This window comes from Paenibacillus sp. J31P13, assembly GCF_056269295.1.
The window spans coordinates 60,004-78,802 of the sequence record NZ_JBWDNR010000016.1; the positions used below are offsets into that span (position 1 = coordinate 60,004).

20 protein-coding genes, 1 pseudogene and 2 riboswitches are annotated in these 18,799 nt (G+C 45.9%); of the genes and pseudogenes, 20 read left to right on the forward strand and 1 reads right to left on the reverse strand.

Annotated elements, in window-relative coordinates:
• The 20 genes and pseudogenes from AC0YOD_RS27570 (at window position 1) to AC0YOD_RS27665 (ending at window position 18,475) form a co-directional block, all read left to right on the forward strand.
• Entirely contained in the window at window positions 1-963 is a 963-nt protein-coding gene (locus tag AC0YOD_RS27570) for an ABC transporter permease (RefSeq protein WP_475802552.1), read from the forward strand.
• Window positions 964-1,309: 346 nt separating this feature from the next.
• The gene (gene nadA, locus AC0YOD_RS27575) at window positions 1,310-2,248 is read left to right on the forward strand and encodes a quinolinate synthase NadA (RefSeq protein ID WP_475802553.1); all 939 of its coding nucleotides are present in this window, start codon (window positions 1,310-1,312) and stop codon (window positions 2,246-2,248) included.
• Between the two features lie 32 nt (window positions 2,249-2,280).
• The gene (gene nadB / locus AC0YOD_RS27580; RefSeq protein ID WP_475802554.1) at window positions 2,281-3,894 is read left to right on the forward strand and encodes an L-aspartate oxidase; all 1,614 of its coding nucleotides are present in this window, start codon (window positions 2,281-2,283) and stop codon (window positions 3,892-3,894) included.
• Window positions 3,887-4,771, forward strand: a complete 885-nt coding sequence (gene nadC, locus AC0YOD_RS27585; protein ID WP_475802555.1) for a carboxylating nicotinate-nucleotide diphosphorylase — start codon at window positions 3,887-3,889, stop codon at window positions 4,769-4,771. Before nadB ends, nadC begins: the two co-directional genes overlap by 8 nt.
• Window positions 4,768-5,541: a type III pantothenate kinase gene (locus AC0YOD_RS27590; protein WP_475802556.1), complete on the forward strand. Its 774-nt coding sequence runs from the start codon at window positions 4,768-4,770 to the stop codon at window positions 5,539-5,541. Before nadC ends, AC0YOD_RS27590 begins: the two co-directional genes overlap by 4 nt.
• Window positions 5,541-6,443, forward strand: coding sequence for an Hsp33 family molecular chaperone HslO (hslO, locus tag AC0YOD_RS27595; RefSeq protein ID WP_475802557.1), 903 nt, complete (start codon window positions 5,541-5,543; stop codon window positions 6,441-6,443). Before AC0YOD_RS27590 ends, hslO begins: the two co-directional genes overlap by 1 nt.
• Before the next feature lie 17 nt (window positions 6,444-6,460).
• On the forward strand, window positions 6,461-7,444 hold the full coding sequence (locus AC0YOD_RS27600) for a peptidylprolyl isomerase (RefSeq protein WP_475802558.1): 984 nt from the start codon (window positions 6,461-6,463) through the stop codon (window positions 7,442-7,444).
• A gap of 113 nt (window positions 7,445-7,557) precedes the next feature.
• On the forward strand, window positions 7,558-8,496 hold the full coding sequence (gene cysK / locus AC0YOD_RS27605) for a cysteine synthase A (RefSeq protein ID WP_475802559.1): 939 nt from the start codon (window positions 7,558-7,560) through the stop codon (window positions 8,494-8,496).
• Window positions 8,497-8,609: 113 nt separating this feature from the next.
• Window positions 8,610-10,205: an anthranilate synthase component I family protein gene (locus AC0YOD_RS27610; protein ID WP_475802560.1), complete on the forward strand. Its 1,596-nt coding sequence runs from the start codon at window positions 8,610-8,612 to the stop codon at window positions 10,203-10,205.
• Window positions 10,205-10,786 carry an aminodeoxychorismate/anthranilate synthase component II gene (gene pabA / locus AC0YOD_RS27615; protein WP_475802561.1) on the forward strand — a complete coding sequence of 194 codons (582 nt, stop codon included), beginning with the start codon at window positions 10,205-10,207 and terminating at the stop codon, window positions 10,784-10,786. Before AC0YOD_RS27610 ends, pabA begins: the two co-directional genes overlap by 1 nt.
• Complete coding sequence (gene pabC / locus AC0YOD_RS27620; RefSeq protein WP_475802562.1) at window positions 10,783-11,655, forward strand: aminodeoxychorismate lyase; 873 nt, start codon at window positions 10,783-10,785, stop codon at window positions 11,653-11,655. The genes pabA and pabC overlap by 4 nt, the downstream gene beginning before the upstream one ends.
• A 71-nt stretch (window positions 11,656-11,726) precedes the next feature.
• Window positions 11,727-12,581 (forward strand): dihydropteroate synthase, encoded by an 855-nt coding sequence (gene folP, locus AC0YOD_RS27625; RefSeq protein ID WP_475802572.1) that lies wholly within the window; start codon window positions 11,727-11,729, stop codon window positions 12,579-12,581.
• A 57-nt stretch (window positions 12,582-12,638) separates the two neighbouring features.
• Entirely contained in the window at window positions 12,639-13,025 is a 387-nt protein-coding gene (folB, locus tag AC0YOD_RS27630; protein WP_475802563.1) for a dihydroneopterin aldolase, read from the forward strand.
• The gene (folK, locus tag AC0YOD_RS27635; protein ID WP_475802564.1) at window positions 13,003-13,557 is read left to right on the forward strand and encodes a 2-amino-4-hydroxy-6-hydroxymethyldihydropteridine diphosphokinase; all 555 of its coding nucleotides are present in this window, start codon (window positions 13,003-13,005) and stop codon (window positions 13,555-13,557) included. The genes folB and folK overlap by 23 nt, the downstream gene beginning before the upstream one ends.
• Complete coding sequence (locus AC0YOD_RS27640) at window positions 13,509-13,721, forward strand: helix-turn-helix domain-containing protein (RefSeq protein WP_475802565.1); 213 nt, start codon at window positions 13,509-13,511, stop codon at window positions 13,719-13,721. Before folK ends, AC0YOD_RS27640 begins: the two co-directional genes overlap by 49 nt.
• A 49-nt stretch (window positions 13,722-13,770) precedes the next feature.
• Window positions 13,771-14,799, forward strand: a pseudogene (gene dusB / locus AC0YOD_RS27645) (tRNA dihydrouridine synthase DusB).
• An 11-nt stretch (window positions 14,800-14,810) separates the two neighbouring features.
• Window positions 14,811-14,963 (forward strand): hypothetical protein, encoded by a 153-nt coding sequence (locus AC0YOD_RS27650; RefSeq protein ID WP_475802566.1) that lies wholly within the window; start codon window positions 14,811-14,813, stop codon window positions 14,961-14,963.
• A 139-nt stretch (window positions 14,964-15,102) separates the two neighbouring features.
• Entirely contained in the window at window positions 15,103-15,579 is a 477-nt protein-coding gene (greA, locus tag AC0YOD_RS27655; protein ID WP_475802567.1) for a transcription elongation factor GreA, read from the forward strand.
• Window positions 15,580-15,763: 184 nt separating this feature from the next.
• The gene (lysS, locus tag AC0YOD_RS27660; RefSeq protein ID WP_475802568.1) at window positions 15,764-17,275 is read left to right on the forward strand and encodes a lysine--tRNA ligase; all 1,512 of its coding nucleotides are present in this window, start codon (window positions 15,764-15,766) and stop codon (window positions 17,273-17,275) included.
• A 169-nt stretch (window positions 17,276-17,444) separates the two neighbouring features.
• A riboswitch (cyclic di-GMP riboswitch) is annotated at window positions 17,445-17,523 on the forward strand.
• Window positions 17,524-17,575: 52 nt separating this feature from the next.
• Window positions 17,576-17,655: riboswitch (cyclic di-GMP riboswitch) on the forward strand.
• 13 nt (window positions 17,656-17,668) lie between these two features.
• Window positions 17,669-18,475 (forward strand): transglutaminase family protein, encoded by an 807-nt coding sequence (locus AC0YOD_RS27665; protein WP_475802569.1) that lies wholly within the window; start codon window positions 17,669-17,671, stop codon window positions 18,473-18,475.
• 91 nt (window positions 18,476-18,566) lie between these two features.
• Here AC0YOD_RS27665 and AC0YOD_RS27670 read toward each other — a convergent pair.
• A partial coding sequence (locus tag AC0YOD_RS27670) for a hypothetical protein (protein ID WP_475802570.1) occupies window positions 18,567-18,799 on the reverse strand: 233 nt, incomplete at its 5' end.

Sequence of the window (18,799 nt, forward strand, 5' to 3'; positions counted from 1 at the left end):
ATGAACGTATTAGATATCATTGGACAGCTTATTAATACGACGCTAGTGTTTTCCACCGCCCTAATATTCACAGCACTCGGCGGCATGTACTCAGAGCGTTCAGGCGTTGTTAATATCGGGCTTGAGGGCTTGATGGTATCGGGAGCATTCGCAGCAGCGGTTGCAACGGAATATGCCATTCAAGCTGGGATGGGTAATACTGCACCGTGGATAGGCCTCATAGCGGCAGCGATATATGGCTTGCTGGTCTCGCTTCTTCATGCGGTTTCTACGATAACATTCCGTGCAGATCAGACCGTTGTCGGTGTTGTTATTAATATTTTCTCGCTCGGACTAGCTCTTTATTTAACAAAGAGCTTATACAACGGCTCGGGACAAACACCGCAGCTAGAGCATGTATTCCATAAAATGAAAATTCCTTACTTGTCGGATATTCCTTTGCTTGGAAAAGGAATCTTTACGGCTTATCCGACCACGTATATCGTTATTATATTAGCGGTTATTAGTTACTTCATTCTATTCCGGACACCGTTTGGCTTGCGCTTGCGCGCAGTGGGTGAGCATCCAAGCTCAGCGGATACGGTTGGGATCAGCGTAACGAAATACCGTTATATCGGTGTTCTGCTAAGTGGTGCGCTTGCAGGACTTGGCGGTGCGACCATTACGCTGACAACGACAAGCAGCTTTGCGCACAACACGATCTCAGGGCAAGGGTTTATTGCTCTCGCTGCGCTTATATTTGGTAAATGGAATCCACTGGGTGTCGTTGGAGCAGCCATGTTCTTCGGCTTAGCCCAAGCGCTTCGGAGCTTTACTCAGCAATTTGCCTTTGCAAAAGAAATTCCAGCAGAATTTTTCTATATGCTGCCATACGTACTGACGCTGGTAGTATTAGCAGGCGCTGTCGGTAGATCGAATGCTCCTGCAGCACTTGGTCAGCCTTATGATCCTGCAAAACGCTAAATGTAATATCGGAAAGACATCGTTCCTCTAAGGGGACGATGTCTTTTTTTATCTGAGCGCAGGCTTCGCCTCCCAGCTTAGTCGCTGTACAAGCTTAAATGTGCTGGAGCGATTCTCGTCTAAAGGACCTATTGAAAATATTTTATCCTTGGCGCCGTAAAATGGCCTTTAATACATTGACAGCATCATCTACCAAGTGTAAATTTGATTTAATCAATGAATTTATCCCTTTGGTTTAAATTTAAGGCAAGCGGCTTTCTAAGTTTGTGCATCAATTCACAAAGTTGTATTTGCCGATAACGAAATGGGTACTAGTCCCATCGCTCATAAGAGGAGAGGATCTACTGTGGAAGCACTGGCACTGGAACGCAAGGCGGAACAAAACCGTGAGCTGCGTGAGCGGTTGTTACAGTTGAAGAAAGAACGTAATGCTATCATTTTGGCTCATTATTATCAGCGTGATGAAATTCAAGAGGTAGCGGATTTCCGTGGAGATTCTTTTCTGTTAGCGCAGAAAGCGGCTCAAACGGATGCTGAAGTTATCGTCTTTTGCGGCGTTCACTTTATGGGAGAGAGCGCAAAAATTTTGGCGCCAAATAAAACAGTCATTATCCCTGATGAGCGCGCTGGTTGTCCGATGGCGGATATGGTTAGCGTGGACGGCTTGCGCAAGTTGAAGGCACAGCATCCTAATGCCAAAGTGGTAACGTATATTAACTCATCTGCAGAAATCAAAGCAGAAACAGACATTTGCTGTACTTCAGCGAATGCCGTTAAGGTTGTCAATTCCGTTGAAGGTGACGAAGTTATTTGGGTTCCTGATAAAAACCTTGGTCATTATGTGCAGCAGAACACAGATAAGAAAATGATTATCTGGGAAGGTTACTGCAACACGCATGACATGCTTACCGTCAAAGATGTAGAGGAAATGAAAGTGAAGTATCCGAATGCGCAATTTGTTGTACACCCTGAATGCCGGCCAGAAGTTGTAGCGCTTGGTGATTTTGTAGGCAGTACAACCGCAATCTTAAAATATTGTAAAGAATCAGAATGCCAAGAGTTCATCGTTGGAACTGAGGATGGTACGGGTTATCAGCTGCGTCTAGACAGTCCGGGTAAAACGTTCCATTTTGCATCCAAATATTTGGTTTGTCCAAACATGAAGGTAAACAATTTGAAGAAGCTCGTGAAAGCTCTTGAAACGATGCAGCCGCAAATTTATGTACCGCCACATGTTGCTGACCAAGCCCGTCTATCCTTAGAGCGCATGCTACTCGTGAAGTAGTATGCGCTACTCCTATGCTTGGAGGGTCTACGATGATTCCCAGATATCTCATAGATGTGAACCTAAAAGAACTGCCTGTTATTGAAAAAGACGTCATCGTAATCGGGGCCGGCATTGCCGGTCTTTTTACCGCTATACGTTCAAGTGAGAACAACTCTGTGCTTATGATTACGAAAAAGTCTTTGTTAGATAGCAATACGCGTTATGCGCAGGGCGGTATCGCTGCTGTTATTTCCGATGATGATAAACCTGCATACCATTTACAGGACACGCTTATAGCAGGCGCTGGTCTTTGCTCCCAGGAAGCTGTGGACGTACTTGTTCATGAGGGACCGAAAGGTGTACGCAGCTTAATCAAAATGGGTACGCAATTCGATTTGGAAAATGGCGAATTTGCGCTTACCCAAGAGGGCGCGCATAGTCAGCGTCGTATTTTGCATGCTAATGGAGATGCAACTGGCTTTGAGATCGTTCGTGCTTTGTCCGAGAATGCGGTAGCAAACCCGAAAATCGAAGTATGGGATGATCATTTTGTCATTGACTTAGTAACTCAAGATGGCGAATGCTGCGGCGTTATCGTACAGAAGCCAAGTGGACAGCGCTTGTATGTAAAGGGTAAAGCGGTAATCCTGAGCTCAGGCGGCGCAGGACAGCTCTATCGCTATACGACCAATCCTGAGGTTGCAACCGGTGATGGCATTGCGATGGCTTATCGAGCAGGGGCATTTATTAGAGACGCGGAGTTTATTCAATTCCATCCGACATCGCTTTGTTACCCAGGAGCGCCGCGTTTTCTTATTTCAGAAGCGGTTCGCGGTGAGGGGGCATTTCTTCGCAATATTAAAGGGGAGCGCTTCATGGAGCGATATCACGAACAGTTGGAGCTTGCGCCAAGAGACGTGGTAGCGAGGGCAATCGTTAGTGAAATGGAAGAGACGAAATCGACCTTCGTTTATATTGATATTACGCATGAATCACCGGATATGGTTAAGCATCGTTTCCCTACTATATATGAGTATTGTTTAAAATATGGTCTCGACCTGACTTCTGACTGGATTCCGGTCGCGCCTGCAATGCATTATATGATGGGCGGAGTGAAAACGGACATAAATGGGGAAACAAACATTAAACGTTTGTTTGCTTGCGGAGAAGTTTCTTCGACGGGTGTACATGGTGCTAATCGACTTGCGAGCAACTCGCTTTCTGAAGCTATTGTTTTTGGAAGACGAATTGTTAAGCGGATTGATGAGCTTTCAGAATGTGAGATTGATCCCATTATTCAAAATGATGTGGAGCATAGCAATACATCCATACAAGCGGTTGTTGAAAGAAGACTTAAGCTGCAGAAAATTATGGTTAGATATGTAGGGCTGCGCCGTAATGGGAAAGGCCTTGAGAAGGGTCTCGAGGAGTTGAAGCGGCAGCTGCCTATTTTCCAATCCATTTTGACGGAGCAGGAAGAGTATGAATTTGCGAACCTGTTGACTTGCGCTTTACTGACTACTGAAAGTGCGCTGCAGCGGGAAGAGAGCCGCGGGGCACATTATCGAGAAGATTTCCCTGCGCGCGATGATTTAATGTGGAGAAAGCATACGGTATTGCACCGTCTATATGGATTGACGGAGGAGCGAATAGAAGATGTATGAATGGACAACGGGCGGATATGATGCTGTCGTGCGTGAGCTAATTCGAGGCTGGCTTGCAGAGGATGTAGGCAGCGGCGACATTACAACTGAAACAACAATTCCAAAGGACTCTCGCTCAAAAGCGGTAATCCATGTGAAGGAGAACGGAATTATTGCCGGTCTTCCGATCGCTAAGCTTGTTTTTAATGTGGTAGACCCTTCACTTGTGTTTGAACAGCAGGTGCAAGATGGCGACCAGGTAAATAAGGGTACAATTATTGCTATCGTAGAAGGCAGCACGCATAGTCTGTTGATTGGCGAGCGGCTTGCTCTTAACTTGATGCAGCGGCTCTCGGGTATTGCGACGAAGACACGCGCTTTTGTTGATGCGCTGGAAGGTCTGCCGGTTAGACTGGTAGACACACGCAAAACAACACCGGGACACCGTATGCTCGAGAAATATGCAGTACGTGTTGGAGGCGGTGCAAACCATCGCTTTGGGCTATATGATGCCGTCATGATCAAGGACAACCATATAAAGGGCGCAGGCGGTATCCGAGCAGCAGTCGAAGCTTCGCGTCAAAAAATTCCTCACACGATGAAGATTGAGGTGGAGACGGAGTCGCTTGAGCAAGTAGATGAGGCACTCTCTTGCGGAGCCGATATCATTATGTTGGACAATATGTCCGCTAATATGATGAAGGAAGCGGTAGTGCGCATTAAGTCTCGTGCCCCTCATGTTATTGTGGAGGCGTCAGGCGGTGTCTCCTTAGAGACCGTTCACGTAATTGCAGCATGCGGCGTTGATGTAATTTCCGTTGGTGCTTTAACCTATTCATTCCATGCGCTTGATATCAGTTTGGATCTGAATGCTAAGAAAGGTGGCAGTCCACTTTGATTCTTGTTATTGATGTAGGAAATACGAATATCGTCCTCGGAATATATAAAGGAAAAGAGCTTATGCATCATTGGCGCCTAAGCACAAATCGTTCGGCTACTGTGGATGAGTACGGGATATCGATTCACAATCTCTTTCATTATGCAGGTGTGAAGCTGGAACAAATGGATGGTGTCATTATATCCTCGGTCGTTCCTCCTTTGATGCGGACGCTAGAGCAGCTATGTTTGAAATATTTGCGTAAAACACCTCTTGTCGTAGGTCCTGGTGTCAAAACCGGTCTAAATATTCGCTATGAAAATCCGCGTGAAGTAGGCGCCGATCGCATCGTTAATTCGGTGGCGGGCATTGTGAAATACGGTTCACCGTTGATTGTTGTTGATTTCGGAACAGCCACTACATTTGATTACATAGACGAAGGCGGCAATTATCTAGGTGGTGCTATTGTCCCTGGTATCGGCATTTCTACTGAGGCGCTCTATCAGCGAGCAGCGAAGCTGCCGCGTATTGAGCTCGTTAAGCCGAAAAGTGTAATTGGCCGAAATCCTGTAACTTCCATGCAGGCAGGAATTATTTTCGGATATGCAGGACAAGTGGACGGAATTGTAAAACGTATTCGGAGTGAATTTGGAGTCTCACCGCGCGTCATTGCAACTGGAGGCTTAGCAGAGTTAATTGCTTCTGAATCGGAGACGATAGAAGAGGTTGATCCACTTCTTACGCTTGAGGGCTTAAGAATCATCTATGAACGCAATCAGGAGGGGTTTTAATGGATAATCAGCTGAAGGACGTGCTTGTCCGAGGGACAGCATGGAATGGGAAGATACGAGTATTTGCGGCTCGCACGACTCAGCTTGTGGAGGAGCTGCGTCAACGGCATGATACTTATCCAACAGCAACGGCTGCTCTTGGGCGTACGCTGACAGCGGGTGCCATTATGGGCGCTATGCTGAAAGGAAAAGAGAAGCTTACTATTCAAGTGAAGGGCGATGGACCGCTTGGTCAAATCGTTGTTGATGCTGATGCGGATGGTGAAGTGCGTGGTTATGTCGATCACCCCCATGTTCATCTTGCCAGCAATGCGCAAGGCAAGCTTGATGTTGCTGGAGCGGTAGGGCGGAGCGGACATCTTCATATCAGTAAGGATTTAGGCATGAAGGAGCCTTATCGAGGCAGTGTTCCCATCGTTTCAGGTGAACTAGGCGAGGACTTTACCTATTACTTTGCTGTTTCAGAGCAAACACCTTCTGCAGTAGGGCTTGGGGTTTTGGTCAATACCGATAATTCTGTCATTCACGCCGGAGGCTTCATCGTTCAATTGATGCCTGGTCTGACGGATGCTGAAATTACAAAGCTCGAGCAGGCGGTGGGAAATATGCCATCGGTGACAGCATTGCTGGATCAAGGGGAAACACCTGAGGGGATATTGCGCTTTATTGTTGGCGAGGACCTTCAGATTCACGATACGATGGAATTAAAGTTCAAATGTTTTTGTTCCTCAGAACGTGTAGAGCAGACTCTTCTCAGCTTGGGAGAGCATGAACTTCAACAAATAATTGAAGAAGACGGAAAAGCGGAAGTCGTTTGCCAATTTTGCAACGAAGCGTATACATTTGGACAAGAACAGCTTCAGGAGCTGCTTGTTCAAGCTAAACCGAAGTCGATCCAATAATCGGAGGCAGCAGGGTAATGAGGAAATACGAGGTGCTGAAGGCCGTTGTCATCCTTCAAGCCGTATGTATGGTCGTTTTAACGGTGGTTGTCGTTGTTAAGGTATGGCCCATGCATGAGAGACTGCGTCCCCAAACGAATCTGGGCAGTGGGGAAGAAGCATCAGAGACTGCTAAACCGGGAAATACACCAGACATAGATGCTTCCCAGCAATCGGTTGCTACTATAGGAGCAGAGAGCATTACAGCAGCAGAGCTTGAAGAACAGCTTTATCAGCAGTATGGTGATTCTGTTCTAAGGACATTGATGATTCACAAAGTGATAGATCTTGAAGCGGCAGCTGCTTCATTAAAGGTATCATCGGAAGAGCTGGACAATGAGCTCCAGAAATCATTTGAAGCCTATGAAAGCGAAGCGCGTTTTTATGAGGTTATGAAAGAGCAGCTTGGAATGACAAGAGAGCAGGTGCTTGACGATCTTCGATATAAGCTCATGCTTGAGAAAATAGCGACAAATGAAATCACAGTAACGGACGCTGAGGTTGAGCGGTATATAGCGGATAACCCTGATCAGTTTACCGCTCGGCTGCAGCTCCATTTGCAATGGATTTTAACGGACACGGAGCAGGAGGCAAACTCGATACTCGGCTTGCTTGCTAGCGGTGAAGATTTTGCTCTGCTCGCCAAAACCTACTCCATCGATGAATTCTCTGCAGAAACGGGTGGAGATATAGGGTTAATTGATTCTGATGACCCTTTCTATAATCGTAATATGCTCGATACAGCCAGTCGTTTGCAGGTAGCGGAATCGGCTGGTCCCATTGAAGTAGATGGCGATTATGCCATCATTCGGTTGACTGAACGTCAAATGACAACAACGATGACCGGCAAAAAATTGCAAGATTCCGTGCGAAAGCAGCTTGCTCTTGAACGGGCTGGTTCTTTGGCAGATCTGGAAGACGAGCTGCTAAATAAGTATGAAGCCGTTATAACCAAAAAATAGTTTTTTACCTAATTCCAGTGAGAAAGTGACTATTGACAATGGGCGTGAGACATTGTTAAGATGGAGATAGAAAAACCAACTGAATCAGTCGGAATAAGGAGGCAATTATTTCTATGGCTAAAATTGTACAAAGCGTGCTTGATCTTATCGGTGATACTCCTCTAGTTCGTCTAAATCGTCTCGTGCCTGCAGGCAGTGCAGAAATTTATGTAAAGCTTGAGTATCAAAACCCAGGCGCTAGCGTAAAAGACCGTATTGCCATCAGCATGGTTGAAACAGCGGAGCAAGAAGGCATTCTTAAACCGGGTGCTACGATTATTGAGCCTACAAGCGGAAACACAGGTATCGGACTTGCCCTTGTAGCAGCAGCGAAAGGCTATAAAGCGATTCTCGTTATGCCTGAAACAATGAGTATGGAGCGTCGCAACCTTCTTCGCGCTTACGGTGCGGAAATCGTATTGACACCAGGCTCTGAAGGCATGAACGGCGCAGTTCGCAAAGCAGAAGAGCTTGCACAAGAGAACCCATCTTACTTCTTGCCGCAACAATTCAAAAACCAAGCAAACGTGAAAATTCACCGTGAAACAACGGGTCCAGAAATCGTTGAAGCGATTAATTCGCTTGATGGCAAGCTGGATGCTTTTGTTGCTGGTATTGGTACAGGCGGTACGATCTCTGGTACAGGTGAAATTCTTAAGCAGAATTTTGATGGAATCAAAATCTACGCGGTTGAGCCTGCTGCTTCACCGATTCTTTCTGGCGGTAAACCAGGCCCTCACAAAATTCAAGGTATCGGTGCTAACTTTGTACCTGATATTTTGAACCAAGAAATTTATGATGAGGTTATCACGGTAGAGAATGAGGATGCATTTGATTACGCTCGTCGCGCAGCGAAAGAAGAAGGTATTCTTTGCGGTATTTCTTCAGGCGCAGCGATCTATGCAGCTTTGAAAGTTGCAAAAGAGCTTGGTGAAGGCAAACGCGTTGTAGCGATTGTTCCAAGTAATGGCGAACGGTACCTTTCCACACCATTGTTCAACTTCGAAAACTAAAGTTCCGGACGGATATCGGAGAGCCTTTCATTCCTTGGGATGGAAGGCTTTCTTTTTGTAGTTTGATTCTGTATACTGAGCGAAATAAGTCAAGTAATCGGGGGTTGAAGGTGATGGTCACCACGATGGAGCAGTGGACTCGGTGGCACGCCGAACGGAAATATACGACGCTGCCACTACTGAAGGAGATACCCTTCGAATTGGAAAATCGAGCAGGGGTTACCTCATGGGAAGAGGTATGGCAGGATGCTTCACCCTATGCTTTTGTGCTAGAGAGCGGTAAAGAAGGACGTTATACCTATTTGGGCTTGCATCCCGATGGGATAATACGAGGAAAGAGATCGACTGCTGAATCCATTGCGTTTCATTCACTTGGGGAACAAACCAAGCAACAATGGGAAGGCAAGCCGCTTGAGATTGTAAGGCAGTGGATGGAAGGTCACAATGGACCGCGGATTGACAATGGGCCTAAATGGCTAGGCGGCTGTGTTGGCTATTGGAGCTATGATGTGGTTCGTTCCATTGAGCGTTTGCCGGAGCTTGCAGATGATGAACTGGGTATGCCCGACTATTTATTTCTGAAAATGAATGAGCTTTGGATTATCGATCATGCACACTCTAAAGTGTATGGCGTCGTTCATTCTCCGGTAGATTTGGATGCAGATGAGGAAGCGATTAGAGCCGCTTATGAGCGTGCGCAGTCCAAAGCAGATAGGATGACTGATCATTGGTTGACGTGGTTTGATGAGGGGGAAGCACGGAAACGGGCTGCCGCTCTTCAAGAGGTAAGACGTCAAGTGATCCAAGACGATTCTCTGCATAATGATACTGATTCTACCGCAGGTGCATCGTCGCGTTTCTCCAAAGAGGCCTATATGAAGGCTGTAAGCAGCATACAGCAGTATATTGAGCAAGGAGATGTCTTCCAGGTCAATTTATCATTGCGGCAGAGCAGAGGAGTGACGACTTCGCCTGAGGAGCTCTATGAATGGTTAAGGTTATTCAATCCTTCTCCTTATATGGGTTTTCTGAGATGTCCTGATTTTCAGCTGGTATCTGCATCACCTGAGCTTTTAGTTGAACTTGGTCAGCAGAAGCTCGTTACCCGGCCCATTGCCGGAACGAGGCGTAGAGGTCGTACGGAAGAGGAAGACCAACTGTTCGCTGAGGAGCTGCGCTCCAATGAGAAGGAACGGGCTGAGCATATTATGCTGGTTGATTTGGAGCGTAATGATCTTGGGCGAATATCCGCCTATGGAACGGTTAAAGTGGAAGAACTTATGGTCATCGAGCGTTACTCGCATGTCATGCATCTTGTCTCACAAGTAGAGGGACATTTGGCAAACGGCAAGGATGCTTATGATGTCATTGCAGCAACCTTCCCGGGAGGGACGATAACTGGAGCTCCGAAAATACGTACGATGGAAATTATTGAGGAGCTGGAGCCTGTTCGCAGGGGACCTTACACGGGTTCGCTTGGTTGGATTGACTACAACGGAGATATGGAATTTAATATAATTATTAGAACGATGGTATTGCAGGATGATAGGGTTCATATTCAAGCGGGAGCGGGTATCGTCATTGATTCTGATCCAGAGCGTGAATATAAGGAATCTTTAAACAAAGCGAAGGCGCTGTGGAAGGCTATTCAATACAGCGAGCGGCATGCAGCGGGAATAGTGGAAACGAATAGAGGGGGAGCGGTCTAATGATACTCGTAATCGATAACTATGATTCTTTTACGTACAACCTTGTACAGTATTTGGGGGAGCTTGGCCAAGAAATTATCGTAAAACGTAATGATGAGATTGATTTGGAGGGCATTGAGGCTTTAGCGCCAGATCATATTTTAATTTCACCAGGTCCTTGCTCGCCAAATGAAGCGGGTATCAGCTTGTCGCTTATTGATCGCTTTAAAGGTGTTATTCCGATTTTTGGCGTATGTCTGGGTCATCAATCCATCGGACAAGCATTCGGGGGAGAAGTGGTACGTGCAGAAAAGCTTATGCATGGTAAAACATCTCTCATTTATCATGATGGCAAATCGACATTTGAAGGCATGTCTTCACCTTTCACCGCTACGCGTTATCACTCGCTGATCGTTCGCCGCGAGACGCTTCCGGACTGCCTTGAAATTACAGCGGAGACAGATGAAGGTGAAATTATGGGATTGCGTCACAAAGAGTATGCGATTGAAGGCGTTCAATTTCACCCAGAATCGATTATAACGGAGCATGGCTTAACGATGCTTCGTAATTTCTTGAAAAATCGGACAGGCGCAGCGCGATGAAAGTCGGGCTTAACGGTTCCGTAGTGGAAGCTAGTGAAGCCGTGATCTCAGTATATGATCACGGCTTTTTGTACGGTATAGGCTTGTTCGAGACGTTTCGTACCTATAAAGGAAACCCCTATTTATTAGATAGGCATCTAAAGCGGCTCCAATCTGGATGCCAACAGCTCGGCATACCGTATCGCGGAGATGCTGATTCAATTCACGCTATGGTGAGTCAATTGCTTACTGCCAATGAACTTGAGGATGGCTATGTAAGATTGACGGTGAGCGCTGGAGATGCAGAGCTAGGCTTGCCTGCCCATGACTATGAACAGCCGAATGAGCTCTTTCTCGTTAAGAAGCTGCCACCGGTTCATGATATGAATCATATGCCTGCGAAGGAACTGCGGTTGCTGCAGACACGGCGGAATACGCCGGAAGGCAATATCCGGTTCAAATCCCTCCATTATATGAATAATATCATAGCGAAGCGGGAGTTATTGTCCAGCGGGGCTTCAGCTGGATCAGAAGGACTTATGTTAAGCGGTGAAGGCTGGTTGACTGAGGGTATCGTCAGCAATTTGTTTTTCGCCAAGGCAGATGTCGTATGCACGCCTTCTATTGCAACAGGCATTTTACCCGGCATTACCCGTGAGCGTGTATTAGAGCTGGCGACGGCAGCTGGCTACAAAGTGGAAGAGGGCTTGTACAGCTGGTCACACCTGCAAGAGGCTGATGAAATTTGGATGACAAACTCCATTCAGGAGCTTATTCCCGTAACCGTTCTAACGGATACGATTGGACAGCAAGTATGGAGCTGCCGCAAGCACTCTGGTACGATTACGAGGAAGCTGCTTTCCCTCTACCGCGCTTCAACGTTAGTTTAACGAAATACATGGTGAATCGCCTGTCCCTTGCTGTGGTTACAGGTCAGGATAACGATAAAAGAGGTGGCAACATGATAATAGATAAGCATTCAATTTTTCCGAAAAGAAACTATGACCTTAATGGCGGTGTAACGTTAGAGCTTGGGCAGCGCACCTTGATTATGGGCATTTTGAACGCGACGCCAGACTCCTTCTCCGATGGCGGACGTTATACGCATATCGAAGCAGCTGTTGCGCATGCAACAGCTATGGTTGAAGCGGGTGCTGATATTCTTGATATCGGAGGCGAATCGACTCGTCCCGGCTTTACACCTGTTGAACAAGAGGAGGAGGTACGGCGTATTCTGCCCGTTATTCGGGCGGTTCGAGAAGCGCTGCCTCATATTCCCCTTTCCATTGATACCTACAAACCAGGTACCGCGCGCCAAGCCATGGAGGCTGGGGCGCATATCCTTAATGATATTTGGGGCCTTAAAGCTGACCCCGATATGGCCGCTGCAGCTGCCGAGTATGGCTGCCCAATCATAATCAGCCATAACCGCCAGACTAGGGACTATGTGAACCTCGTCCCGGATGTGCTCGCTGATCTGCAAGAGAGCATCGGCATCGCCCATGCTGCCGGCGTTGCCGATGACCAAATATGGCTTGATCCCGGCATCGGCTTCGCCAAAACCTATGAGGACAACCTCGATTTGCTCGGCCATCTATCAGAGCTTACTGCGCTTGGTTATCCGGTTCTGCTCGGCACCTCACGCAAAGGCTTTATACGGCAGACGCTGAACCTGCCGGTTGGTGAACTTGTAGAGGGGACGGCTTCGACCGTCACGCTCGGTATTGCGCAGGGCTGTCAAATCGTGCGTGTACATGATGTAGGCGCGATTAAGCGGACGGCGATTATGACAGACGCAATTGTCTATCGCAGCTAGTTTATCTGTATACGTTCATGCACAGCTAGAGCTTTTATATTAAGGAGAGTGAGTAATATGGATAATATGATTATTCGTGGCATGCGTTTTTACGGATATCATGGCGTATTTCCCGAAGAGAATAAACTGGGGCAACAATTTTATATCGATATTGAACTACAGATGGATTTGCATAAGGCAGCATTAACTGATGATTTGAACTATACGATTAATTATGCAGAAATCCATGCTTTTGCGAAAGAGATTGTAGAGGGACCACCGTTTAAGCTTATTGAGGCTTTGACCGGTCATATTGCATCGCGGGTATTGGAAGCTTATACTATGGTAAATGAAGTGACGGTTCGAGTAACGAAGCCGCATCCGCCGTTTGACATCCACTTTGACGGAGTAACGGTTGAAATGCGCAGAAAGCGGGACGCTGATGGACGAACAATTCCCGCCTGAAGGCGTATGGATGGAAGCCTATGTCGCACTAGGTTCCAATATGGGGGAACGTGAGCAACTGCTGGATCAAGCTCTCCAGCTCATGGACTCGCACCCGCATATAGAAGTAACTAGAGTGTCGGGCATTTATGAAACGGACCCAGTCGGTTACACGGATCAGCCGCCTTTTCTCAATATGGTGATGGCTGTTCGGACGATACTCTCTCCCTTGCTCTTGCTGCGTCAGCTTCTTGCATTTGAGGGGCAGCTTGGGCGTGTCAGACATATACGTTGGGGGCCAAGAACCATTGACCTTGATCTCCTCTTATATGATAATGTCAAAATGGATCAAGAAGAGCTGACACTGCCGCATCCGCGTATGCTGGAGCGGTCGTTCGTGCTTGTGCCGCTGAGTGATGTTATCACTTCGTCGCATGTTCTGCAGGAACAAGTGAAGGCAGCGTCTGAGGCAGCGCTTCAGGATGGAAAGGAAGGCATCACGTTATGGAAAACAACCAATTGGCGCAGCGCGTCAGAGCCTTTAGAAAGCTAAAAGGCTATACTCAGCAGGAGCTGGCCAAGGAGCTTGGCGTTTCGGTAGCCGTTCTCGGCTCACTTGAGCGAGGAACGAGAAAGACAGACCCGAAACTGCTGAATCATATTGCCAAAACACTAGGTATCAGCTATGAGGAGTTAATGTCCAGCGATCGTGAGTAATGATGAGCATAATACTATATAAACTTATTGAAGAGGAGCAAGGAGGGACATGCTGAAAATCGGAGACATCGAGATGAAGAACAGAGTGGTGCTAGCTCCGATGGCAGGCGTGTGCAACCCGGCTTAAGGAATTTGGAACAGGACTTGTATGTGCGGAAATGGTGAGCGACAGGGCTATTTTGCACGGTAACAAAAAAACACTAGAAATGCTTTTTGTAGATGAGCGGGAGAAGCCGCTTAGCTTGCAAATTTTCGGTGGTGACCGAGAGTCGCTAGTTGAAGCTGCTAAAGTTGTTGATAAGCAGACGAATGCAGACATTATTGATATCAATATGGGCTGCCCGGTGCCGAAGGTAACGAAATGCGATGCAGGAGCTAGATGACTGCTTGATCCAAACAAGACTTATGAAATGGTATCAGCTGTCGTTGATGCCGTTCAAAAGCGGTGACTGAGAAAATGTGCATCGGCTGGGATGATGAGCATATTTATGCGGTAGAGAATGCAAGGGCTGTTGAATGGGCTGGCGGTAATGCGGTTAGTGTTCATGGCCGTGCGCGTGAGCAATTGTATACAGGCAAGGCTAATTGGGACATTATAAGGGATGTTAAACAATCGGTAGGTATTCCCGTAATAGGAAACGGCGACGTATTCTCTCCAGAGGATGCAAAACGTTTGCTGGAACATACGGGCTGCGACGGCGTTATGATTGGACGCGGTGCACTCGGAAACCCATGGATGCTGTATCGTACCATTCAATACTTAACAAATGGCGAATTGCTTAGTGATCCAACGCCGCGCGAAAAAATAGAGGTCGCTATTTTGCACCTTGATCGTTTAGTGGCGCTGAAGATTGAAGCAGTTGCCGTACGTGAAATGCGCAAGCATTTGTCATGGTACCTAAAAGGTCTTACGGGCGGAGCACGCGTGAAGGATGTTATTAGGGAAGAAATCGGTCGTGACCCTATGGTAGCGATTTTGGAAAATTACGTAAGAACGCTTGAAGAGGAAGCTGAAATGGAGCTGCAAAGCGCAGGATTAGGCGGAAATGCAAGTGCAGCAGCCGAGGCTGCGCACTAGTCTTACTTTAGATGGAATATCAGAGCTGCCGGAGATCGCTTAGCCATCCGACACCAATTGACAAGAGCCGCTTCTATGCGGCTTCTGCTACGACTATCAGAAATGAAACGGTTTCAATGGTTCGTTTGGCTTTGATTGACATTCAGGGTACCTTTGCAATATAATCGTGCAATATAATCAACCAGTACATCAAGAGCGCTTCTAACAACAGTTGGTATGATGGTAAAGAAGCGTAATATATTAGGTAACAAGTGAATTCATACTAGGTATGAAAATTACTCACATGACAGGAGAATCGGGTAGATGAACGATAAGCAAATCATTCTGACACAAGAAGGACTGCGGAAGCTCGAAGATGAATTAGAGAACTTGAAGTCGGTCAAACGTCGTGAAGTTGCTGAACGTATTAAAGTAGCCATCGGCTATGGCGATATTAGTGAAAACTCGGAGTACGAAGATGCTAAGAACGAACAAGCATTCATCGAAGGCCGTGTCCTTACCCTTGAGAAAATGCTGCGCAACGCGCGGATTATAAATAATGACGACATTGCCATTGATATGGTGAGCATCGGTTCCATTGTAACGGTTGAAGATATGGAATTTGGCGACAAAATGGAATATTCCATCGTTGGTACTGCGGAAGCAGATCCATTGCAAAACAAAATCTCGAATGAGAGTCCGGTTGGTAAAGCGATCTTGGGCAAAAAAATTGGCACAATCGTTGAAGTTAACGTTCCAGTGGGCATCATTCAATACAAAATTCTCGACATCAAAAAATAAGATTTGCTATGCATGATTCAAAAAGCTTCCTTGTAGGAAGCTTTTTGAACGTTTACAATATAAGAATACATGATTGTGATCAATCAATGAGAATATTAAGCTGCAAAGCGAGCTGTTTTCGTCAGAACGCCAAAAGAAGGCGACAGCTATTTATGCTTGCGGAACGTGTCAAGGAGATGAAGAAGTGGAAAATCAGAATAATGAACAACAAGAGCTTAGTGAGCTTTTGCAAATTCGTAGAGACAAACTGGACGAGCTTCGCGGTCTAGGAATTGATCCATTTGGACGTAAATTCGAACGGACGCATCAAGCGAAAGAAATCGTACAAGCTCATGAAGCTGCAAGTAAAGCAGAGCTGGAAGAGCAAGAAATTAAGGTGAGCATTGCCGGACGTATTATGCAAAAGCGCGGTATGGGTAAAGCGGGCTTTGCTACGATTCAAGATTTGAGCGGCAGAGTTCAAATTTATGTTCGTAAGGATACCGTTGAGGAGCATAAGTTTGCGGCCTTCGATTTGCTTGATATCGGTGATATCATTGGAGTGAACGGTGTTGTATTCAAAACAAATACAGGCGAGGTCTCGGTTAAGGCTCTTGATATCGAGATACTAACGAAATCGCTGCTTCCATTGCCGGATAAGTATCACGGTCTGAAGGATGTCGAACTTCGCTATCGCCAACGTTATGTTGACCTTATTGTGAATCCGGATGTCCAACAAACGTTCATTACTCGTTCGAAGATCATTCAGTCTATGCGTCGCTACCTAGACTCCCGTGACTACCTAGAGGTAGAAACGCCAACCTTGCATTCTATTGCAGGCGGAGCGGCAGCACGTCCTTTCGAAACGCATCATAATGCGCTAGATATGAAGCTCTACATGCGTATCGCGATCGAGCTTCACTTGAAACGGTTGATCGTAGGCGGTCTAGAGAAGGTTTATGAGATTGGACGCGTATACCGTAATGAAGGTATTTCGACTCGTCATAATCCAGAGTTTACGATGATTGAGCTTTATGAGGCATATGCTGATTACAAGGATATTATGGAATTGACTGAAAATCTTATCGCCCACATCGCGCAAGAAGTGCTTGGTACTACGAAAATTACGTATCAAGGTCAAGATGTCGACCTGACTCCGCAATGGCGCCGTGTCAGCATGGTTGAGATTGTTAAAGAGATTACAGGCGTAGACTTTGGCGTAGAGATGAGCGACGAGGAAGCACATCGTTTGGCAAAAGAACATAAGGTCGGTGTTGAGCCGCATATGACATTTGGTCATATTTTGAATGCATTCTTCGAGCAATTCTGTGAGCACACATTGATTCAACCTACATTTGTAACGGGTCACCCTGTTGCGATTTCGCCGCTAGCTAAGAAAAGCGATGCTGATCCGCGCTTCACAGATCGGTTTGAGCTCTTTATCGTGGCGCGTGAACATGCGAATGCATTTACTGAGCTGAATGATCCAATCGATCAACGCGAGCGTTTTGAGTCACAGCTAGTAGAGCGTGAGCATGGTAACGATGAAGCGCATGAGATGGACGAGGATTTCTTGCGTGCCTTAGAATATGGTATGCCTCCAACAGGCGGACTAGGCATCGGCGTTGACCGTCTGGTTATGCTGCTTACTAACGCCCCTTCAATTCGCGATATTCTGTTGTTCCCGCATATGAGAGAACAGCGCTCTGGTGAATAAGAACAAATAGGACTGTTAGGCTATCGGAGCCTGACAGTCTTTTTTTATTTTGGCACAGCACGGGAAATAGATGCATGAAGCCTTATAAACTACCAAATTATGGCGCATTATTTGCCAAATTATATTGATTTTGTAGATTTATATGATAAAGTAAAATTAACAAAGCGATACACGATAATGGCAAACCTGTCGAAAGATAGGGACGCAAAACTAGAGGGCCTTCCGTTAGATGGCAGCCAGTTACCGAATGGACAAGCTTTTTTTGTTTATTAGGGTATAATCCCAATGATGAAGAACTTTATACGATAATGGCAAACCTATCGAAAGGTAGGGACGCAAAGCTAAAGGGCCTTCTATAAGATGGCAGCCTGGCCGCCGAAGGGAGTTTTTTATATGCGTAAGTTTGTACTATTAGTGGCAGCAGCAGTTATTCTTTTGCTATCTATTAATGTAACATCAGCTCAAGCGGATGCAGCAGTAGCCTGGTTAAATACAGATAACTTGAATAATGGTGTTGTTTCGGTGCAATATGCGGTTAATGCTAAAGTGAAAACGAAGCTGATGATTGCAAAGGGCACAACCAATTATACCTATAACCTATCTGCCGATAAAAAAGATGAAGGATTCGCGTTGCAGCTCGGTAACGGTGAGTATACGATTACACTGTTGGAAAATACGACTGCAAATAAATTCAAGGTAGTGAACCAACAAAAAGTTACACTTAATATGAAGAACAGTAATACGGTCTATTTAAACTCGGTTCAAAATATCGCTTGGACAAGCAATAGCGATGCAATCATAAAAGCGAAGGAACTTATCAAAAACAAAAAGACCGATACAGATAAAGTAAAAGCAATTTACGACTACATAATTAGTAACATCAATTACGATAATCAACTGGCTGCTAAAGTGCCGACGGATTACATACCGAGCATTGATCGTACTTTCCAACTGAAAAAAGATATCTGTTACGGTTACGCTTCATTATTTGCAGCTATGCTTCGAAGTAGCGGCATTCCGACGAAGCTTCTTATGGGCGATAGCGAATACGTAGATACCTATCATGCGTGGAATGAAGTTTATTTAAATGGTAAATGGGTAACGATTGATACGACAGTTGATGCGGGCTTAAAGAACAGCAATAAGAAGACGGAGTTTATAAAGGATGCTTCGAAATATACAGTAAAGAAACAATATTAATGAATATAAACAGAAACGAGCCCCGTATTTACATGCGGGGCTCGTTTTTTCTACTATAATAAGAATGATTATTATAGAAAATAGGCGATATTTATGATATAAATGCATGTATGAAAGTTATTTTGAAAAAGTGCTTGCATTCATTTGGCCCACGTGATATATTATTTGAGTCGCCGCTGAAACACACGGCGCACACGAGAAAAACAAGCAACAAAGATTGCTCTTTGAAAACTGAACAACGAGTAACAAACTGCCTCGCAAATCCTTCGGGATGAGCGAAAAAGCGATAAAAGTTTTTGAGCAAGTCAAACACCAATTTGGAGA